This window comes from Pseudomonas sp., from assembly GCF_030683065.1.
In the GTDB taxonomy this organism is placed as follows: Bacteria; Pseudomonadota; Gammaproteobacteria; order Pseudomonadales; family Pseudomonadaceae; genus Aquipseudomonas.
The window spans coordinates 1-19,954 of record NZ_JAUXMX010000028.1 but is presented as its reverse complement, the minus strand read 5'-3'; the positions used below and the strand labels follow the sequence as shown (position 1 = coordinate 19,954).

The window sequence follows — 19,954 nt, the reverse complement described above, 5'->3', positions numbered from 1 at the left end:
AAAAGCGTTCACGACGGGTTTGCTTACGCTTACCAGCGTACTCAGCATCGGCGAAGGAGATCTGCTTCATCGGAAAACTCGGCGGGTGGTGTCCGGCTATTTTGCCAAAATCAGGAAGTCTTTTTCAGAGTTTCCCTAACGGCAACGCAGCGGCTACCTCTCTGGTTGATGACGTGCTGCGTAACGACCCAGGCATCTACCCGGACGCCGCCACCATGGCCAAGATCTACACCTTCCCAGACCTGCCAGCCAACGCGCAACGCGCGATGAACCGCAGCTGGACCAAGATCAAATCGGGTAAGTAATGCCATAGCACTAGTGGTGTGCGGCGGGTTGCTCCGCCGCATTCACCCACAACAATAAGGAAGCTCCTATGCGTCGTATTCCACTTCTGGCCGGTCTGTTGGCGGCCGCCGTCAGCGTCTCCGCCGTGCAAGCCGCCGAGCCTGTGGTCAAGGTCTACAACTGGTCGGACTATATCGGCGAAACCACCCTGGCCGATTTCCAGAAGGCCACGGGCATCAAAGCCCTCTATGACGTGTTCGACTCCAACGAAACCCTGGAAGGCAAACTGCTGGCGGGCCGTTCCGGCTACGATGTGGTGGTGCCGTCCAACCATTTCCTCGGCAAGCAGATCAAGGCGGGCGCGTTTCAGAAGCTCGACCGTAGTCAGCTGACGAACTGGGAAAACCTTGACCCGGCCCTGCTCAAGCAACTGGAAGTCAACGATCCCGGTAACCAGTATTCGGTGCCTTATCTGTGGGGCACCAACGGTATTGGCTACAACGTGGCCAAGATCAAGGAAGTACTCGGTGTCGACGAGATCGACTCCTGGGCAACGGTCTTCGAGCCCGAGAACATGCAGAAGCTCGCCAGCTGTGGTGTCAGCTTTCTCGACTCGGCAGACGAGATGATCCCTGCAGTACTCAACTACATGGGGCTCGACCCCAACACCCAGAGCGCTGAGGACTACGCCAAGGCCGAAGCCAAGCTGCTGGCTGTGCGTCCTTACGTGACCTACTTCCACAGCTCCAAGTACATCGGTGATCTGGCCAACGGCGATATCTGCTTAGCGGTAGGCTTTTCCGGCGACATCCTGCAGGCCGCTGACCGCGCTGAAGAGGCCGGTAAGGGCATCGAAATCGCCTACACCATCCCCAGCGAAGGCGCCAACCTGTGGTTCGACATGCTCGCCATCCCGGTGGATGCCAGCAACCCGAAAGAAGCCCACACCTTTATCAATTACCTGCTTGATCCGGCGGCCATTGCCGGTGTCAGCGATTACGTCGGTTACGCCAACCCCAATATCAAAGCTGGCGAACTGATGGACCAGGATGTTCGCAATGATGAGTCCGTGTATCCGCCACAAGCGGTGTTGGACAAATTGTTTATCTCGGCGGAGCTGCCGGTGAAAGTACAACGCCTGATGACACGCAGCTGGACCAAGGTCAAATCGGGTAAATAAATTAAAACGCCCGGCCAGCGTGGCTGGGCGCTACTTTTGCGGGGTTTTGGTAATGGCAGTTGCTTCCAGTGCCTATAAAAAGGTTCTCGAGGGTGATCAGCAACCGAAAGAGGTGCTGGTCAAAATCGAGCGTGTGACTAAGAAGTTTGATGAAACGATTGCCGTAGATGACGTTTCACTAACCATCAACAAGGGTGAAATCTTCGCTTTGCTCGGTGGCTCCGGCTCGGGTAAGTCGACCCTGCTGCGCATGCTCGCCGGTTTCGAGCGGCCGACCGAGGGTCGCATCATTCTTGATGGCGTCGACATCACCGACCTGCCGCCCTACGAGCGGCCGATCAATATGATGTTCCAGTCCTACGCGCTGTTCCCGCACATGAGCGTGGCCGACAACATCGCCTTCGGCCTCAAGCAGGACAAGATGTCCCGGGCCGAAATCGACGCGCGGGTCGCCGAGATGCTCAAGCTGGTGCAGATGAGCCAATACGCCAAGCGCAAGCCGCACCAACTGTCCGGCGGGCAGCGTCAGCGTGTGGCCCTGGCCCGCTCCCTGGCAAAAAGCCCGAAACTGCTGCTGCTCGACGAGCCGATGGGCGCTCTGGATAAAAAACTCCGCTCGCAGATGCAGTTGGAATTGGTGGAGATCATCGAGCGGGTCGGCGTGACCTGCGTGATGGTGACTCACGACCAGGAAGAGGCCATGACCATGGCCCAGCGCATTGCCATTATGCACCTGGGTTGGATCGCCCAGATCGGCAGCCCGGTGGACATCTACGAAACCCCGACCAGCCGTCTGGTCTGCGAATTTATCGGTAACGTCAACCTGTTCGAAGGCCAGGTGGTCGAGGACATGGAAGGCCACGCACTGATCGCCAGCCCGGATCTTGAACGCAATATCTACGTCGGCCACGGCGTCAGCACCTCGGTGCAGGACAAGAGCATCACCTACGCCATCCGCCCGGAAAAACTGATCGTTAGCACCGAGCAGCCGACCTGCGAATACAACTGGTCGCGCGGCACCGTGCACGACATCGCCTACCTCGGTGGTCACTCGGTATTCCACGTGCTACTGCCAAGTGGCAAGGTGGTTCAGTCCTTTGTTGCCAACGCTGAACGGCGTGGCGCCCGGCCTACCTGGGACGATGAAGTATTCGTCTGGTGGGAGGACGATAGCGGGGTGGCATTGCGCTCATGAACATTATCCGAAGCATCAGCCGCCGCATGCCCAAGGGCCGGCACCTGGTAATCGGGGTGCCGTTCCTCTGGCTGTTCCTGTTCTTTATGTTGCCGTTCTTCATCGTTTTGAAGATCAGCTTCGCCGAAGCCGACGTGGCCATCCCGCCCTACACAGACGTGTACAGCTGGGTGGAAAACAAGCTCACGCTGATTATCAACCTGGGTAACTACATCTTCCTCAGCGAGGATGCGCTGTACCTGGCGGCCTATTTAGGCTCGTTGAAGATGGCGACCATCAGCACTGTACTTTGCTTGGCAATCGGCTTCCCGATGGCCTACGCCATCGCCCGTGCCGATAAGGACAAGCAGATGGTCCTGTTGCTGCTGATCATGATGCCGACCTGGACGGCGATCCTGATCCGCGTGTATGCCTGGATGGGCATCCTCAGCAACAACGGCCTGCTCAATGGTTTTTTGATGTGGGTGGGGGTGATCAACGAACCGTTACAGATCCTCAACACCAACATTGCCGTGTACATCGGCATCGTCTATTCGTACCTGCCATTTATGATCCTGCCGCTGTTCGCCAACTTGGTTAAACACGACCAGAGCCTGCTGGAAGCTGCCTCGGATCTGGGTTCGAGCACCTACAACAGCTTCTGGAAAATCACCGTGCCGCTGGCCAAAAACGGCATCATCGCCGGCTGCATGTTGGTGTTTATCCCGGTGGTGGGTGAGTTCGTGATTCCTGAGCTACTCGGTGGCCCGGAAACCCTGATGATCGGCAAGGTGCTGTGGCAGGAGTTCTTCAACAACCGCGACTGGCCTGTGGCTTCCGCTCTGGCGGTGGTGATGTTGGCGATTCTGATCGTCCCCATCATTCTGTTTAACCGTAACCAGGCTAAAGAAATGGAGGGTCGACCATGAAGCGTTTCAGTTTCTCAACCTTTATGCTGTGGGCCGGTTTGGTATTCATCTACCTGCCGATGCTGATTCTGGTCATCTACTCGTTCAACGCCTCGCGCTTGGTGACGGTGTGGGGCGGCTGGTCGCTGAAGTGGTACATCGGCCTGCTCGACAATAGCCAGTTGATGAATGCGGTCATGCGCTCGCTGGAAATCGCCACCTACACCGCGATTGCTGCCGTTGCACTGGGCACCATGGCGGCGTTCGTACTGACCCGGGTGACCCGTTTCAAGGGGCGCACCCTGTTCGGTGGCTTGGTCACCGCACCGCTGGTCATGCCCGAGGTGATCACCGGTCTGTCGCTGTTGCTGCTCTTTGTGGCCATGGCGCAGCTGATCGGCTGGCCTGCCGAGCGGGGTGTATTGACCATCTGGATCGCTCACACCACCTTCTGTTCTGCCTATGTGGCAGTGGTAGTGTCGTCGCGTCTGCGTGAGCTGGACCTGTCCATTGAGGAGGCGGCCATGGACTTGGGTGCCAAGCCGTGGAAGGTGTTCTTCCTGATCACTATCCCGATGATTGCACCGTCCCTGGCGGCTGGCGGCATGATGTCCTTCGCCTTGTCGCTGGACGACCTGGTACTCGCCAGCTTCGTCTCGGGCCCTGGCTCCACCACCCTGCCCATGGAGATCTTCTCCGCCGTGCGCCTGGGTGTGAAGCCGGAAATCAACGCGGTAGCCAGCCTGATCCTGCTTTCAGTATCGCTGATGACCTTCATCATCTGGTTCTTTGCCCACCGCGCCGAGGAACGACGCAAGAAGGCGATCCAGCAAGCCATGGACGAAAGCACCGGCGCCCACCTGCAAAGTGGCCCGGACAGCCGCCGCGATCCGTCGCAGAACCACGCCCCCGCTTAAGCGCAGGCTTGGGTAAACCTAAAAGGGTCACCGCGGTGACCCTTTTTTGTGGCCGTGTCGGGTAGGGTGCGCCATGCGCACCGGCCACTGCTGGCGAGGGCTAGGGCGGCATCGGCGCGAAGCGACAGCCCGCGCAGATGGCGCCGCGCCGACACGCCATGGCGTACTGCCTGCGGCGAGTAGTGCCCTACGGCTTACGCGCGATTTCGCCTTGGTGACATTGCGTGTTGGAATGCTGCGTACGTTAACTGTACATCCATACAGATTAAGCTTGCCTGAGACTGCGTCACTGCGCATGCTGTGCAGCATTGTGACAAGGAACCAATGATGGCGGCCATGCGGCTCTTCCTCTGTGAAAAACCTTCCCAGGCCAAGGACATCGCCAAGGTGCTCGGCGCCACCCGGCGCGGCGATGGCTGCTGGCTGGGTAGCAACCTGACAGTGACCTGGTGCATCGGCCACCTGCTGGAAACCGCACCGCCGGACGCCTACGACCCACGCTACAAGCGCTGGGTACTGAGTGACCTGCCGATTATCCCCGAGCGCTGGAAGATGCTGGTCAAGCCCAAGACCGCCGGCCAGTTCAAGGCGGTCAAGCGCCTGCTCGGCGAGGCCGACGAGCTGGTCATCGCCACTGACGCCGACCGCGAGGGTGAGATGATCGCCCGCGAGCTGGTCGAGCACTGCCGCTACCGCGGGCCGATCCAGCGCCTGTGGCTGTCGGCCCTGGATGATGCGTCCATCCGCAAGGCCCTGGCCGCGCTCAAGCCCGGTGCTGAAACCTTCAGCCTCTACCATTCGGCGCTAGGGCGCTCGCGCGCCGACTGGTTGATCGGCATGAACATGAGCCGGCTATTCACCCTGCTCGGCCAGCAGTCTGGTTATCAGGGCGTGCTGCCGGTGGGCCGGGTGCAGACTCCGACCCTGCGCCTGGTGGTCGACCGCGACCGCAGTATTACCGCCTTCGTGCCGCTGCCGTACTGGGCCATCGAGGTGCCGCTGCTGGCCGATGGCACCGCGTTCAGCGCTCAGTGGCGTGCCGCGGTTGACGAGCAGGGTCGCTGTCTTGATCAGGCGCAGGCCCAAGCGGCGGCGACGGCCATGGGCAATGCTGCCAGCGCCCGGGTGATGAAACTGCACACCGAGCGCATGCGCGAGGTGCCACCCCTGCCGTTCGATCTCGGCACCCTGCAGGAAGTCTGCTCGAAAAAGCTCGGCCTCGGCGCCCAGGAAACCCTAGATATCGCCCAGGCGCTTTACGAAACCCATAAGCTGATCACTTACCCGCGCAGCGATTGCGGCTACCTGCCGCTCAGCCAGCACGCCGAGGCGCCGGCTATCCTCGCCGCCCTGGGTCAGGCCGATTCCGCTCTGGCGGGCCTGCGCGAACACCTGCAGGCGCAACGGCGTTCGCGGGCCTGGAACGATAGCAAGGTCAGCGCCCACCACGGCATCATCCCGACCGCCGCCGCGCAGAACCTGCAGCGTTTGGACGGCAAACCGCGGGCCGTCTACAGCCTGATCCGTGCGCGCTACCTGGCGCAGTTTCTGCCCAATCACGAATACGACCGCACCCAGGCCGACTTCGACTGCGCCGGCCAGGCTCTGCGCGCGGTCGGCAAGGTGATCGTCGAATCCGGCTGGCGCCGCGCCCTGCCCGAAGCCCTGACCCCGGCCAAGGGCCGCGAAGCGCCTCCCGCGCAAGCCCTGCCGGCGTTGCGCGAAGGGCAGGACTGCAGCGTGACCGGCGTGACCCTCAAGGACCTCTGGACCCAGCCGCCGAAACCCTTCACCGAAGGCGATCTGATCAAGGCAATGAAGAACGTCGCCAAACTGGTCGACGACCCGCGCCTCAAGCAGAAACTCAAGGACACCACCGGCATCGGCACCGAAGCGACCCGCGCCGGGATCATTCAGGGTTTGCTTGATCGAGGCTACCTGCTCAAACAGGGCAAGGCCCTGGCCGCCACCCCGGCCGCCTGCAGCCTGATCGACGCTGTCCCTCGCGCCATCGCCGACCCCGGCACCACGGCGATCTGGGAGCAGGCGCTGGACATGGTGCAGAGCGGCGAGATGAGCCTGGATGAATTCGTCGCCAAGCAATCGGCCTGGATGAGCAAGCAGGTGCAACGCTGCGCCGGCCTGCGCCTGACTATCAGCGGTCCCGCCAGCCCAGCCGCTGCCGCGCCTTGGAAGGGCAAGCGCAAACCCGGCAAGCGCAAGGCAGCGGTTAGCAAGCGAGGCGGGCCGCCAGCGCCAGGTCACGCGGGAAAGGCCTGAGGGCGGCCATAATCTGCGGGCAGCCAGATGCAATTGTAGGAGCGGGCTTGCCCGCGAGGCGCAGGCAAGCAAAGCCATACACCCGGAACACGGCGGATATTCCCATACAAACAGGCTGTTACGGCGTTTTCAGCGTCACCGTGGGGATGGCGTCGGTATTGGTAATCACGGGGCGCTGCGGCAAGTAATTAAGCAGCAGCTCGGTTTCCTTTTTGACCGCGGCGTAGCACTCGCAACTCAGCGTTTCAAGTTTCGATCGATCAAGCACTTTGATCAATCCGCGTGAATATGAAATTACTCCTAGCTGCTGCAGCTTCGACGCCGCCTGAGTGACGCCTTCGCGGCGAACACCGAGCATGTTGGCAATGAACTCCTGTGTCATGGTCAGGTGGCCGTGTGACAGTCGATCCATGGACAGCAGGAGCCAGCGGCAGAGTTGCTGGTCGATCGAATGGTGCCGATTGCAAACGGCAGTCTGAGAAACTTGCGTGATCAGGGCCTGCGTGTAACGCAGCATCAGCATCAACAACTGGCCGTGGCGATTGAACTCTTCCTTCACTCGCGCTCTGGGGAGTCGATAGGCGTAACCGGCGCTCTGTACCAGTGACCGGCTCGGCGTGCTTTCGCCGCCCAGAAACAAGGTGATGCCTAGCAACCCTTCGTTGCCCACCACGGAGATCGCGGTTGATGCCCCGTTTTCCATCACGTACTGCAACGAAACGATGGAGTCGGTAGGAAAGTAAACGTGACGCATGGGGCGTCGGGACTCATACAAAACTGCGCGCAACGGCAGTGGCACCAGCTCCAGATGCGGAAACAGCCGGCATTGAACCTCGGGCGACAAGGCGGCCAGAAGATGATTCTGCTGGGGCTGTGGTTGGGGCTGGGATTTGGCGGGCACGTCGGCGCTCTTGGAGCTGATGATAGGGCAGAGATTACCCGATCACAGTCGCTGCAGCGTATTTTTCGCGCCGCGCTAATGCGCTGCATTAGCCCGCCGACTCTGGTGCCATGAGCGCGCGCATGAGGCGAGCCGACGCTTGATTTAGCAGGCCAGTGGTTACGCTGAGGTCAGGGCGGGCGTTGCCTGAGGAGCCGCGCAAGACATGCCACTGCCTGCTGGCCTTCGCTGCGCTCACCCCGCTCGGCAGCGCATGGCGCAGCCGTTCGTTTCGGCCGCTACGCTGGGTGATGGGACGCTCAATTCCGTCACGGTCGCTGCGATGCAAGTGAACCCACGCGGGTGCAGAGTGTCTGTCAGCTGGGGGGTGCTGGGATGGCACCATGTTCCGCCTGGGGAAATTTCTCTGTGTGTGCCCCGTCGTGCTGCGGCAGTTCCATGTCCGCTTTCAGGCTGCGCCAACGTCCGGTATTGGCTGTTGCGTGCGGGTTCATCGGTTCGGTCAGCGGGCTTTTATTCCTTCCATTTCATGTGAACATCACCATGTCCCTATCTCGTTATCTGTCTGCACGGCTTCTCCATTTTCCCTGGCTTGCGCGTTGTGCCCTTGGCACCGCTCTGCTCGCCGTTTTCGCTAGCGTCGGTGTGCAGGCTGCCGAGAGCCAACGCTGGATCAGCGACAGCCTGAGTACCTATGTGCGTAGCGGCCCGACTGACGGCTATCGGATTGTCGGCACCCTGAAGTCCGGGCAAAAGGTCGAGTTGCTCGGTGTGCAGGGTGAATACAGTCGGGTTCGTGGCGAGTCAGGTGATGCGGTCTGGATTCCCAGTCGAGATCTGCAGGAGGTGCCCGGTCAGGCCGAGCGACTGCCGCAACTGGAGCAGCAAGTGGCCGAACTCGGCGCTCAGCTCACCACGATTGATGACCGCTGGAAGGTCAGGGTCCAGGGCATGCAGGAGACGCTCGATTCGCGCAAGGCGCTGATCGAAGAGCTGGAAGCTCGGAGTAAGGCGCTCGATGCGGAGTTGACTAGCAGTCAGTCAGAGCTCCGCACTGTTCAGGCGCAGCTGGGTGATGAGAATAATCAGCTGTTGATGCGCTACCTCGTCTACGGCGGCGGTATTGCGGGTATCGGCCTGCTGCTCGGGCTGATCCTGCCAGCCCTGACCCGTGGGCGTAAACGCAATGACCGCTGGTTCTAAGCCACGACATGCTGGGCGCCATAGCGATAAGCGAGGGCGCCAAGACGATGTTGTGGGTAGCTGCTAGCGGCTGCTGACAGTGAAGCGTTGACTCAAGCTACTCAGGCGCGCAGCCAGTGAACTCAAGTGCTGACTGTTGTCGTCGAGTGCGGCGGCATCGCTGACATTCTGTTCGGTCACTTGCTGCACGCTGGCCAGGTGCTGGCTGACTTCGTTGCTGACAGCGGCCTGTTGATGGGTGGCGCTGGCGATCAGTTCATTCATCTGCGAGATCGCGTTGATGTCGTGTACTGCCGCAGCCAGCATCTCGGCGGTGTTATGGCTGTCGCTGACGCAACGCTGCACGCTGTCACGGCTCTGCTGCATGGCACTGGCAGCCAGGCGACTGCTGAGTTGCAGGCGGCTGATGATTTCCTGGATTTCAGCGGTGGACAGTGCTGTTTTGCGCGCCAGATTACGCACCTCGTCGGCGACCACAGCAAAGCCGCGGCCCTGATCGCCAGCCCGCGCCGCTTCGATGGCGGCGTTCAGGGCCAGCAGGTTGGTTTGCTCGGCAATGCTGCGGATCACTTCGAGTACTTTGCCGATCTGCTCCGCCTGGGTTGCCAGCGATTGCACTTCACTGTCGGTGCCATCGATGTGTTCGGCCAGCTTGGCAATCTCGCTGCGGGTATGGTTGACCGAGCGGCTGCCTTCCTCCGCCTGCTGATTGGCCGCCTGTGCTGAGCGTGCGGCCTGGTCGGCATGCTTGGCAACCTCGTCAATGGCGCCGACTATCTGTTGCATGGCGGCGCTCATGTAGCGGGTTTCGCCTTGCTGGCGCTCGGCCCCTTCGCGCAGGTGGCGGGTTGCCTCGGCGAGGCGTTGGCCCATGTCGCCGAGCCCCTTGGTTTCGTTGATCACCTGGCCGACCACTTGATCCAGTTGGTCGAGAAAGTGGTTGAAGCGCCCCGTGACTTCGCCGTGCGCAGCACTGCGATTACGCAGGTCAATCATGCTGTCGTGTTCTGTAAGCCGCGCCGCTGTTTGCATCAGCGCCGCGCTTTCTCTTGCCTCGCTGTACGTCTGCTGGGCCAGGTAGACGAGAATGCTGCTCTCCAGCACCACATAGAAAGCATGTACAAACACCACCGGCCAGCTGCCGTTTTCAATCACAAAGACATTGGCGCCTTGCTGCTGTAGGGCGAAGAAGCTCAAGTGATGCAGGGCGATCACTGCGGCGGCGATCACGATCGGCAGCCAGTCGCGGTAATAAACCAAAAATGCCAGCAGCACGAAGATGCCGAAATGCATCTCCAGCAGACCGCCGGTCTGGTTGATGTGCAGGGCTGACATGACCATGAACGCTGCGCCAATTGCACAGCGCAGCAAGCGGCTGCCAGGGATCATATTTTGCAGCAGGGTCATGGTCAGCGCGGTGCCACCGCCTACCAGCAAGGCCTGGCCCCAGGTGCCATACCAATAGGCCAGGCCCATGGCATAGACGAACATTAGCCAGAGAACCACCAGCATGATGCGATCGGCTTTGCGGTAATGGGTGTTAAGGAAGGAATTGCTGCTGCTCATGCCGTGAGACCTCACTGGACGGAGAAAGGGCCTGAATGTGCGGCGGCTGCAAGGATGGGCAGAGCGGTCAGGCCTCGTACATATCTTATACATAAACAATTATATGTATAGGTTTTGTCGGGTGCAAAGGCATGCGCAGGGCTTTTTACGGTTTCAGGTGGTGTGCGGACAGATCTGCTTGCCGCCCCCGACAAAACAGCGTGTCTTGTGCTCCACCTCTAGATTCAAAGTAGCGGCTTTCTGGCAATAGTGCAGCCGCAAGATGGGTGGTGTCAGGCTGGCTTTTAGAGGCTTGTCTCAGGCCACTCGCAGAAGCACCCTACCGCCATGGTGTTGCTGGCGTTGACCGGACGCCCGGCGTTCAGGGCTTCGAGGATCGGCTCGATGAAGCTGTTGCTTGAGCTGCAGGTGACGCCTTCGCTGTAGGGGCCGAAATAGGCCAGTTGGCCTTGCTTGTCCCAGATTGCCACCGCCGGGCTGGCGGGTATTTCGGCGCTGCCGGGGAGCGGGGCGAGGGCCTGCATGGCGCTCAGGGTCGCGGGTAACTGGCCCTTGCTGCCAGGCTTTTGTACGGCATGGAAGGTCACGCCCAGGGGGCCGAAGTGCTCGATTAATTCGGCCAGGTGTTGCTGGTTGCCGATGTTGCACGGGCAGGCCGGATCCCAGAAATGCACCAGGCGAATTGGCCCGGGGCCAGCCAGTTCGGCAGGCAGGCGCAGCTCTGCGCCGGCGAACAATGCGGTTTGCTGGTCGAACGCGCGCACATAGCGCGCCTCGAACCACCAGAAGGCGGCGAGCATGGCGCCAAGCCAGAGCAGTGCGATGAGGCTCGCGAGCAGGGTTTTGCGGCTGGGGCGGGACATGGCAGGATCGGTCGATGAGTGGACGCATAGCTTGCCATGGCCGGCCGGGCAGCAGAATATCTTTAACCGGTCGTGTGGTTGCATAGGCCCCGCGGGAAGTCCGCCTGATTTGATGGAAAGCCTTATGCCAGAACGTTTTCAGCCCGCAGACCTGGTCGCTAATCTGCGACCCTTGGCCGCAGCGACGACGGCCCTGCCGCATGAGCAGGCCTACCGGCGGTTCTATGGTTTCGAGCAGTTACCAACCGAGGGTGGCCTGTTTGGCTACTTTCAGGTCGGCGCTTACCGGATTGCCGCCCAGGTCTGGCTGCCGCCTGCGCCGCGCGCCACGTTGGTTTTGTTGCATGGTTATTACGACCATAGCGGCCTGTATCGCCATGTGATCGAGTGGGCGCTCGGTCTGGGGTTTGCTGTGCTGGCGGTCGACCTGCCTGGGCATGGGCTGTCCAGTGGTGCGCGCGCCAGCATCGACGACTTCGCCGAGTATCAGCAGGTATTGCAGGGCGCGCTGGAGCAAGCTGTCGCCCTTGATTTGCCGCAGCCCTGGCACCTGTGTGGGCAAAGTACCGGCGGCGCGATCCTGATCGATTACCTGTTGACCGGTAAGCCCGCCCCCGAAGTGGGCGAAACGATTCTGCTGGCACCGTTGGTGCGCCCGCGCGCCTGGGGCTGGTCACAGTTGAGTTATCGCCTGCTGAAACCCTTTGTGCGCGAAATTCCCCGGCGCTTCAGCGATAACTCGAGCGACTCCGCGTTTATCGACTTCGTGCACAACCGTGACCCCTTGCAGGCGCGCAGCCTGCCAACCGCCTGGGTCGGTGCCTTGAGTCAATGGGTGCCGCGGATCGAGGGCGCACCTCGCAGCACGCGCAGCCCGCTGATCATCCAGGGCGAAGCGGACATGACTGTGGACTGGTTGCATAACCTGGAAATCTTGCAGGACAAGTTCGCCGCGCCGCAGATATTGCGCCTGGCCGAGGCGCGCCATCATCTGGCCAACGAATCGCCGGCCTTGCGCGAGCGCTATTTCAATTTTCTCCGCGAGCGGTTGGCCTGAGCGCCCCGCTGATTGCAGCTCCGTAGGCGGGGTTAGCGGTGCATGCAGCTGTTTGGCAGGCACCGCGTGACCCAACGCAAGAAAATCGGCTGCGATGGGATTGCCGTCAGATACCCTGCGGCGGCGGTGCCAGGTTTGCGGTGCTCTGGCCAACGGCCAGGCCGGAGCGGATTGCCGCAAGGGCCGCCTGGTAATAGGCCTGGCCTTCTGCCGACTGGGCGAAGCTGACGAACTCGTCGAGTTCCGGGTCGGACAGTTCGCGGTAGACATGCAGCAGGGTGTTGTCCAGGTCCGCGCCGATTTGTTCCATCAGGCGCTGACGCTGGGTGTTGAGCAGGCTTTGCGCGCTATCGCCACCGAATAGGCCGGGAAGCATCTGGCTGAGGCTGTCGGCTGCGACCCCGGCCAGGGCCAGGCTGACTTCGGCGCCAGCTTCCTTGGCCGGCAGCGCCTGGGCCAGGTGGCGAATCAGCAGGCGCCGGGTGGCGCTGGCGTCGATGCGCGGCAAACCATTGGCATACAGTGCCAGCTGGTCGCGGCGGGTGGCGAGTTGTTCGGCGGCGACCACTTTGCGGCCCAGTTCCGACTGGAAAAACTGCAGGGCAGGCTGCGGGTCGCCGAGATTTTGCTGCAGGCTCTGCTGGGCGCGTTGATCGATCGCCAGTGGGGCAAAGCGCTGGTTGCTGTTGCTTACCAGCGCTTCATACACCGCTGGCGGCAGGCTGCTCCGATAGCGCGCCTGCGCAGCACTCAGGGCATCGTTGAAATGCGCGCGTTGTTGTGGCCAGCCGGCTGCCTGATAGAGCTGAACCTGGGCATCTGCCAGGCTGGTGAGGCTGAGGAACAACAGTAAAACTATGGATAAGACGCGCATACAGACTCCTGTCTAGCGGGCGGCTATTTTCGATGGCTTGGCGGCGCTTGTCGAGGCATAGCCAGCAGGCTGGTAGAATTGCTCGCATGGCTATTTCAACTGATCCTGCACTGTTAACGCACATCGCCGACGACCTGGCCGAGCAAGGCTGGTCGTTGCAACCGCTGTTCGCCCCTCAAGCTCTGACCCTCGAACTGGCCGATGAGTGCCGCAAACGTGCCGCGCAGGGTGATTTAATCCCGGCGAGCATCGGTCGTGGTGCCGGCCAGGAGATACGCGAAGGGGTACGTGGCGACCGTATCCAATGGCTGGATGCCGGCTGGTCGCCGGCTTGCGATCATTACCTGGCGCTGATGGAGGGGCTGCGCCAAGCGCTCAACCGTGAGCTGTATCTGGGGCTTGAGGATTACGAGTGCCATTTCGCCTTGTATCCGCCGGGCGCCTTTTATCAGAAGCATCTCGATCGCTTTCGCGATGACGACCGCCGCGCGGTGTCGGCGGTGTTCTATCTCAATCAGGACTGGCAATACCAGCAGGGTGGCGCCTTGCGCCTGTACCTGGCGGACGAGACCACGCGCGATGTACAGCCCCAGGCTGGCAGTTTGCTGGTGTTCCTTTCCGCAGACATGCCCCATGAAGTGTTGCCGGCCAGTCGCGAGCGCTTGTCGCTGACCGGCTGGTTCCGTCGGCGCGGTGACGATCCGTTGTAGTGCCTGTGGCGGCTGTTTTAGGTTCGCCAAGCACCCGTCTGGAAGGATATATGCAGAAGATTCTGGTCAGTCGCTGCCTGCTCGGCCATCGCGTGCGCTATGACGGCGGCGCCCACGGCCCCTTTGCGCTGCTCCAGCGTTGGCAGGCCGAGGGGCGGGTGGTCGCACTCTGCCCGGAAGTCGCCGGGGGCTTGCCGACCCCGCGGCCCGCGGCGGAAATCGCCTCAGGCCAGGGCGCGCAGGTGCTCGACGGCCGGCTGTCGGTGCGGACTATCAATGGCGAGGATGTCACAGCGGCCTTTGTCGCTGGCGCCGAGCAGGCTCTGGCGTTAGTTCGCCAGCACGGCATTCGCCTGGCGTTGCTCAAGGCGCGCAGCCCGTCGTGCGGCAATCGCGAGAATTACGATGGGAGCTTCAGCGGCGTCAAGGTCGCCGGTGAAGGTGTGACCGCTGCTGCCCTGCGTCGCGCCGGGGTGCAGGTCTTCAATGAGGAGGAGTTACTCGCTGCCCAGGCGGCGTTACGGGTGTTGGAGCTGTTATAGGTGGGTGCTCGAAAAAGGCGCATAAAAAATCCGATGCCTGCAGCAGGCATCGGATTCTGTGTTTATCCAGCTGAAGGCCAGGTCTGCTGAGTCAGCAGATGACTGGCCTCCGGTCTTGCGTGCCGGTTTAGACGCTGTAGTACAGGTCGTATTCCAGCGGGTGAACGAAGGTACGTACTTTGATTTCTTCTTCGCTCTTCAGCTCGATGTAAGCATCGATGAAGTCGTCGGAGAATACGCCGCCTTTGGTCAGGAACGCGCGACCTTTGTCCAGCTCTTCCAGGGCTTCTTTCAAGCTGCCGCAGACTTGCGGGATCAGCTTGCCTTCTTCTGGCGGCAGGTCATACAGGTTCTTGTCTGCAGCGTCGCCTGGGTGGATCTTGTTCTGGATGCCGTCCAGGCCAGCCATCAACAATGCGGCGAAAGCCAGGTACGGGTTGGCAGCCGGATCCGGGAAGCGTGCTTCGATACGGCGAGCTTTCGGGCTCGACACATACGGGATACGGATCGAGGCGGAGCGGTTACGTGCCGAGTAGGCCAACATTACCGGTGCTTCGAAACCTGGTACCAGACGCTTGTAGGAGTTGGTTGCCGGGTTGGTGAAGCCGTTCAGGGCCTTACCGTGCTTGATGATGCCGCCGATGAAGTACAGGGCGGTATCGGACAGGCCGGCATAGCCTTCGCCGGCGAAGGTGTTCTTGCCGTCTTTGGAGATCGACATGTGTACGTGCATACCCGAGCCGTTGTCGCCATACAGCGGCTTGGGCATGAAGGTAGCGGTTTTGCCGTAGGCGTCAGCCACGTTGTGTACGCAGTACTTCAGGGTCTGAACTTCGTCAGCCTTGGCTACCAGAGTGTTGAACTGCACGCCGATTTCGTTCTGGCCGGCAGTTGCCACTTCGTGGTGGTGTACTTCGATGATCAGGCCCATTTCTTCCATGGCATTACACATGGCAGTACGGATTTCGTGGTCATGGTCGAACGGCGGAACCGGGAAGTAGCCGCCTTTGACGCCTGGACGGTGGCCCTTGTTGCCGCCTTCGACGTCCTGATCGGACATCCAGGAGCCTTGCTCGGAGTAGATCTTGAACATCGAGCCGGAGATGTCCGACTTGAACTTCACTTGGTCGAAGATGAAGAACTCAGGCTCCGGGCCGACAAATACGGTGTCGCCGATGCCGGTGGTTTTCAGGAACTCTTCAGCGCGTTTGGCGATCGAGCGCGGGTCGCGATCGTAGCCTTGCATGGTGCTCGGCTCGATGATGTCGCAGACCAGAATCAGGGTCGGCTCTTCGGTGAACGGATCGAGAACAGCAGTTTCATCGACCGGCAGCAGGATCATGTCGGAGGCTTCGATGCCTTTCCAGCCATGAATGGAGGAGCCGTCGAACATCTTGCCGATTTCGAAGAAATCTTCGTCCAGGGCATCGCGCGCAGGCATGGTGATGTGGTGCTGCTTGCCCTTGGTGTCAGTGAAGCGCAGATCTACCCACTTCACGTCGTGTTCTTTGATCAGTTGAATCGACTTCGACATGCTGTCCTCCAGATGGATAAGGCTCGAAATGGTGAGCCCTCGATAATGTGGTGTGGCCGTGCGGGATAGTCCGCCAGGACAACCTGCCTCACAAGAGAGCAAATTGCATGCCAGTGCACGGAGATGGGTATGTGCCTTGAAACGTAGGGGTGGCGGGGCTTGTGCAGTGCTTTTTGGCAGTACCTGTGCACCATTATGGGTCGCTAGATTGGGTTGGCGCTCTTTGTTGGTGCGCAACTTGGCCTCGCGATGTTTTTTGATCAAAGCGTGAGCAATTTCCGCTATAATCCGCGCCCCTGTTTTTTGGCCGCCTGGCACACACTGTTTTCATGAAACTGATCGTTAAAGTCTTTCCAGAGATCACCATTAAAAGTCGGCCGGTGCGTAAGCACTTTATCCGGCAGTTGGCGAAGAACATTCGTTCGGTGCTGCGTGAGCTCGATCCGCAGCTGCTGGTAAGTGGTGTGTGGGACAACCTGGAAGTCGAAACCCGGATCAGTGAGCCGAAAACCCTGCAGGCAATTATCGAGCGGCTGGGCTGCATCCCCGGGATCACCCATTTCCTGCAAGTCGACGAGTACCCGTTGGGCGACTTTGACGACGTGGCGGAGAAATGCAAAAGCCACTTTGCCGACAGGCTGCAGGGCAAGATTTTTGCCGTGCGCTGCAAGCGTGCAGGCAAGCATGCCTTCAGCTCCGTGGACATCGAACGCCATGTGGGCAGCCAGTTGCGCCAGCAGTGTGGCGCCGCCGGGATCGACCTGAAGAAGCCCGAAGTCGAAGTGCGCATGGAAATCCGCGACCAGCGCCTGTTCGTCATCCATAGCCAACACGAAGGCATGGGCGGTTACCCACTGGGTTCGCTGGAGCAGACCCTGGTGCTCATGTCCGGCGGCTTCGACTCCACAGTCGCCGCCTATCAGATGATGCGCCGCGGCCTGGTCACCCATTTCTGCTTCTTCAATCTGGGCGGACGTGCCCACGAGTTGGGCGTGATGGAAGTCGCGCACTATTTGTGGGAGAAGTTCGGCAGCTCCCAGCGGGTGCTGTTTGTCAGCGTGCCGTTCGAGGAAGTGCTTGGCGAAATTATCGGCAAGGTCGACAACAGCCAGATGGGCGTGATCCTCAAGCGTATGATGTTGCGCGCTGCCACACGGATGGCTGAGCAGTTGCAGATCAACGCTCTGGTCACCGGTGAGGCGATTTCCCAGGTGTCCAGCCAAACGCTGCCGAACCTCTCGGTCATTGATGCGGCTACCGACATGTTGGTGCTACGCCCGCTGATTGCCAGTCACAAGCAGGACATCATCGACACCGCCTACGCCATCGGTACCGCCGAGTTTGCCAAGCACATGCAGGAGTATTGCGGTGTGATTTCGGTAAACCCGACCACCCGGGCGAAGAAAGATCGTATCGAATATGAAGAGCGCCAGTTCGACATGGCGATCCTTGAGCGGGCCCTTGAGCGCGCTACATTGCTGCCGATCGACAAGGTGATCGACGAGCTGGGCAAGGACGTCAAGGTTGAGGAAGTCAGCGAAGCCCTGGCCAGTCATGTCATTATTGACATCCGTCACCCGGATAACGCCGAAGAGCAGCCACTCGAGCTGCCCGGTATCGAAGTGCAAACGCTGCCGTTCTATGCCCTGAACAGTCGCTTTAAAGAGCTGGATGCCACTCGCCAATACCTGTTGTATTGCGACAAGGGTGTCATGAGCCGTTTGCATGCCCACCACCTGCTTAGCGAGGGGTATGCCAATGTGCGCGTTTATCGTCCGGCATAAGACGCCTGGGTTGAATGGCGGAAGCATCCGCCATCGCCCTCCCGACCTGCAGGCGGGGTAAAAGCCACTGCGCTTTTGCACCGTCTGGCCGAATTCGTATTTAGTTAATATCCGCCGCGTAGACTATGCGGCAAACCGAATCCTCTGATCGAGATACACAAGTGATCGAAAAACTACGCAACATCGCCATCATCGCCCACGTCGACCATGGCAAAACTACCCTGGTAGATGCCCTCCTGCGTCAGTCCGGCACCCTTGAGCGCAACGAGCTCAACGACGAGCGCGTGATGGACAGCAACGACCAGGAAAAAGAACGCGGTATTACCATTCTGGCGAAAAACACCGCCATCAACTGGAATGGCCACCACATCAACATCGTTGACACCCCCGGCCACGCCGACTTCGGCGGCGAAGTTGAGCGCGTGATGTCGATGGTTGACTCGGTGCTGCTGGTCGTTGACGCCCAAGACGGCCCGATGCCGCAAACCCGCTTCGTGACCCAGAAGGCCTTCCAGGCTGGCCTGCGTCCGATCGTGGTAGTGAACAAGGTCGACCGTCCGGGCGCACGTCCGGATTGGGTAGTTGAGCAGATCTTCGACCTGTTCGATAACCTCGGCGCGACCGAAGAGCAACTGGACTTCCCGATCGTGTTCGCTTCGGCGATCAACGGTATTGCCGGTCTGGAACACACCGACATGGCAGAAGACCTGGTGCCGTTGTACCAAGCGATTGTCGACCACGTACCGGCGCCGAAAGTCGACCGCGACGGTCCGTTCCAGATGCAGATTTCTGCCCTGGACTACAACAGCTTCCTCGGCATCATCGGCGTGGGTCGTATCGCCCGTGGCCGCATCAAGCCAAACACCCAAGTGGTTGCGATCGACGTTCACGGCAAGCGCCGTAACGGCCGTATCCTCAAACTGATGGGTCACCACGGCCTGCACCGCGTCGACGTGGAAGAAGCTGCCGCTGGCGACATCGTCTGCATCAGCGGTTTCGACCAGCTGTTCATCTCCGACACCCTGTGCGACCCACAGAACGTCGAAGCCATGGTCCCGCTGTCCGTGGACGAGCCGACCGTTGCCATGACCTTCCAGGTCAACGACTCGCCGTTCTGCGGTAAAGAAGGCAAGTTCGTCACCAGCCGCAACATCAAAGAGCGTCTGGACAAGGAGCTGCTCTACAACGTTGCCCTGCGCGTTGAAGAAGGCGACAGCGCTGACAAGTTCAAGGTCTCCGGCCGTGGCGAACTGCACCTCTCGGTACTGATCGAAACCATGCGTCGCGAAGGCTTCGAGATGGGTGTTGGTCGTCCGGAAGTGATCATCAAACTAGTCGACGGCGTTAAGCACGAACCGTTTGAAAACGTCACCATCGACGTGCCGGAAGTTTCCCAGGGCGCCCTGATGGAGCAAATGGGTCTGCGTAAAGGCGACCTGACCAACATGGTTCCGGATGGCAAGGGCCGTGTGCGCCTTGAGTACAACATCCCGGCCCGTGGCCTGATCGGTTTCCGTAACGAGTTCCTCACCCTGACTTCGGGTGCCGGCATCATGACCAGCATCTTCGACCGTTACGACGTGATGAAGTCCGGCGACATGTCCGGCCGTCAGAATGGCGTGCTGGTCTCGGTGGCTACCGGTAAGGCACTGACCTACTCGCTGGAAACCCTGCAGGCGCGCGGCAAGCTGTTTGTCGAGCACGGCCAGGATATCTACGAAGGTCAAATCGTCGGCCTCAACAGCCGCGACAACGACATGGGCGTGAACCCAACCAAAGGCAAGAAGCTCGACAACATGCGTGCTTCCGGTAAAGACGAAACCATCGCCCTGGTGCCGCCGGTTCGTTTCAGCCTGGAACAGGCTCTGGAGTTCATCCAGGACGACGAGCTGTGCGAAGTGACGCCGAAGTCGATTCGCCTGCGTAAGAAAATTCTTGGCGAAAGCGAGCGTACCCGCGCTGCCAAGAAAGGCTGATAACTCAGCTGCATGACTGAAAAGCCCCCGCCAACGTGAGTTGGCGGGGGCTTTTTTTTGGCTATGTACCAGTTGCATGTTGCACGACTTGCGCTGACAGCACCTCAGGAGAGATGACCAGTAAAAAGGCAGACGCGTCTGTAGGAGCCAGCTTGCTGGCGATCCGGGCCAGCAAGCCCATGCAACAGCATCGCCAGCAA

Annotated in this window: 16 protein-coding genes and 1 pseudogene; 12 read left to right on the top strand and 5 right to left on the bottom strand. The window is 60.3% G+C overall.

The features are described from left to right. Nucleotides 1-131 precede the first annotated feature (131 nt). The 6 genes and pseudogenes from Q8K09_RS06935 to Q8K09_RS06910 form a co-directional block, all read left to right on the top strand. Nucleotides 132-305, top strand: a pseudogene (locus Q8K09_RS06935) (spermidine/putrescine ABC transporter substrate-binding protein PotF); the annotation flags it as partial. A 68-nt stretch (nucleotides 306-373) separates the two neighbouring features. After that, nucleotides 374-1,465 carry a polyamine ABC transporter substrate-binding protein gene (locus tag Q8K09_RS06930; protein WP_305254236.1) on the top strand — a complete coding sequence of 364 codons (1,092 nt, stop codon included), beginning with the start codon at nucleotides 374-376 and terminating at the stop codon, nucleotides 1,463-1,465. A 52-nt stretch (nucleotides 1,466-1,517) separates the two neighbouring features. Next, nucleotides 1,518-2,660, top strand: coding sequence for an ABC transporter ATP-binding protein (locus tag Q8K09_RS06925; RefSeq protein ID WP_305254235.1), 1,143 nt, complete (start codon nucleotides 1,518-1,520; stop codon nucleotides 2,658-2,660). A 26-nt stretch (nucleotides 2,661-2,686) separates the two neighbouring features. Then, complete coding sequence (locus Q8K09_RS06920; protein WP_305254237.1) at nucleotides 2,687-3,568, top strand: ABC transporter permease subunit; 882 nt, start codon at nucleotides 2,687-2,689, stop codon at nucleotides 3,566-3,568. Continuing rightward, nucleotides 3,565-4,464 (top strand): ABC transporter permease subunit, encoded by a 900-nt coding sequence (locus Q8K09_RS06915; protein WP_305254234.1) that lies wholly within the window; start codon nucleotides 3,565-3,567, stop codon nucleotides 4,462-4,464. The genes Q8K09_RS06920 and Q8K09_RS06915 overlap by 4 nt, the downstream gene beginning before the upstream one ends. Before the next feature lie 336 nt (nucleotides 4,465-4,800). Beyond that, nucleotides 4,801-6,744: a DNA topoisomerase III gene (locus tag Q8K09_RS06910; RefSeq protein ID WP_305254233.1), complete on the top strand. Its 1,944-nt coding sequence runs from the start codon at nucleotides 4,801-4,803 to the stop codon at nucleotides 6,742-6,744. 118 nt (nucleotides 6,745-6,862) lie between these two features. On the opposite strand, the gene Q8K09_RS06905 is transcribed toward Q8K09_RS06910, so the two are convergent. Further along, on the bottom strand, nucleotides 6,863-7,645 hold the full coding sequence (locus Q8K09_RS06905; RefSeq protein ID WP_305254232.1) for a Crp/Fnr family transcriptional regulator: 783 nt from the start codon (nucleotides 7,643-7,645) through the stop codon (nucleotides 6,863-6,865). Between the two features lie 543 nt (nucleotides 7,646-8,188). Here Q8K09_RS06905 and Q8K09_RS06900 point away from each other — a divergent pair. Then, on the top strand, nucleotides 8,189-8,848 hold the full coding sequence (locus tag Q8K09_RS06900; protein WP_305254231.1) for a TIGR04211 family SH3 domain-containing protein: 660 nt from the start codon (nucleotides 8,189-8,191) through the stop codon (nucleotides 8,846-8,848). A gap of 63 nt (nucleotides 8,849-8,911) precedes the next feature. Here the strand turns inward: Q8K09_RS06900 and Q8K09_RS06895 are convergent, their stop codons facing one another. Together Q8K09_RS06895 and Q8K09_RS06890 are read right to left on the bottom strand one after the other, a co-directional pair. Beyond that, the gene (locus Q8K09_RS06895) at nucleotides 8,912-10,414 is read right to left on the bottom strand and encodes a methyl-accepting chemotaxis protein (RefSeq protein WP_305254230.1); all 1,503 of its coding nucleotides are present in this window, start codon (nucleotides 10,412-10,414) and stop codon (nucleotides 8,912-8,914) included. Between the two features lie 284 nt (nucleotides 10,415-10,698). Further along, nucleotides 10,699-11,277 (bottom strand): DUF6436 domain-containing protein, encoded by a 579-nt coding sequence (locus Q8K09_RS06890; RefSeq protein ID WP_305254229.1) that lies wholly within the window; start codon nucleotides 11,275-11,277, stop codon nucleotides 10,699-10,701. Nucleotides 11,278-11,401: 124 nt separating this feature from the next. Here Q8K09_RS06890 and Q8K09_RS06885 point away from each other — a divergent pair, with 124 nt between their 5' ends. Further along, nucleotides 11,402-12,334 (top strand): alpha/beta hydrolase, encoded by a 933-nt coding sequence (locus Q8K09_RS06885; RefSeq protein ID WP_305254228.1) that lies wholly within the window; start codon nucleotides 11,402-11,404, stop codon nucleotides 12,332-12,334. 106 nt (nucleotides 12,335-12,440) lie between these two features. Here Q8K09_RS06885 and Q8K09_RS06880 read toward each other — a convergent pair whose 3' ends face one another. Continuing rightward, nucleotides 12,441-13,208, bottom strand: a complete 768-nt coding sequence (locus tag Q8K09_RS06880; protein WP_305254227.1) for a hypothetical protein — start codon at nucleotides 13,206-13,208, stop codon at nucleotides 12,441-12,443. Between the two features lie 86 nt (nucleotides 13,209-13,294). Between Q8K09_RS06880 and Q8K09_RS06875 the strand changes: the two genes are divergently transcribed. After that, nucleotides 13,295-13,918: a 2OG-Fe(II) oxygenase gene (locus Q8K09_RS06875; RefSeq protein WP_305254226.1), complete on the top strand. Its 624-nt coding sequence runs from the start codon at nucleotides 13,295-13,297 to the stop codon at nucleotides 13,916-13,918. A gap of 50 nt (nucleotides 13,919-13,968) precedes the next feature. Then, nucleotides 13,969-14,460, top strand: coding sequence for a DUF523 domain-containing protein (locus tag Q8K09_RS06870; RefSeq protein ID WP_305254225.1), 492 nt, complete (start codon nucleotides 13,969-13,971; stop codon nucleotides 14,458-14,460). 127 nt (nucleotides 14,461-14,587) lie between these two features. Here Q8K09_RS06870 and glnA read toward each other — a convergent pair whose 3' ends face one another. Then, nucleotides 14,588-15,994 carry a glutamate--ammonia ligase gene (gene glnA / locus Q8K09_RS06865; protein WP_305254224.1) on the bottom strand — a complete coding sequence of 469 codons (1,407 nt, stop codon included), beginning with the start codon at nucleotides 15,992-15,994 and terminating at the stop codon, nucleotides 14,588-14,590. Between the two features lie 329 nt (nucleotides 15,995-16,323). Between glnA and thiI the strand changes: the two genes are divergently transcribed. Together thiI and typA are read left to right on the top strand one after the other, a co-directional pair. After that, complete coding sequence (thiI, locus tag Q8K09_RS06860) at nucleotides 16,324-17,778, top strand: tRNA uracil 4-sulfurtransferase ThiI (RefSeq protein ID WP_305254223.1); 1,455 nt, start codon at nucleotides 16,324-16,326, stop codon at nucleotides 17,776-17,778. Between the two features lie 161 nt (nucleotides 17,779-17,939). Further along, the gene (typA, locus tag Q8K09_RS06855) at nucleotides 17,940-19,754 is read left to right on the top strand and encodes a translational GTPase TypA (RefSeq protein WP_305254222.1); all 1,815 of its coding nucleotides are present in this window, start codon (nucleotides 17,940-17,942) and stop codon (nucleotides 19,752-19,754) included. The last annotated feature ends 200 nt before the right edge of the window (nucleotides 19,755-19,954 follow it).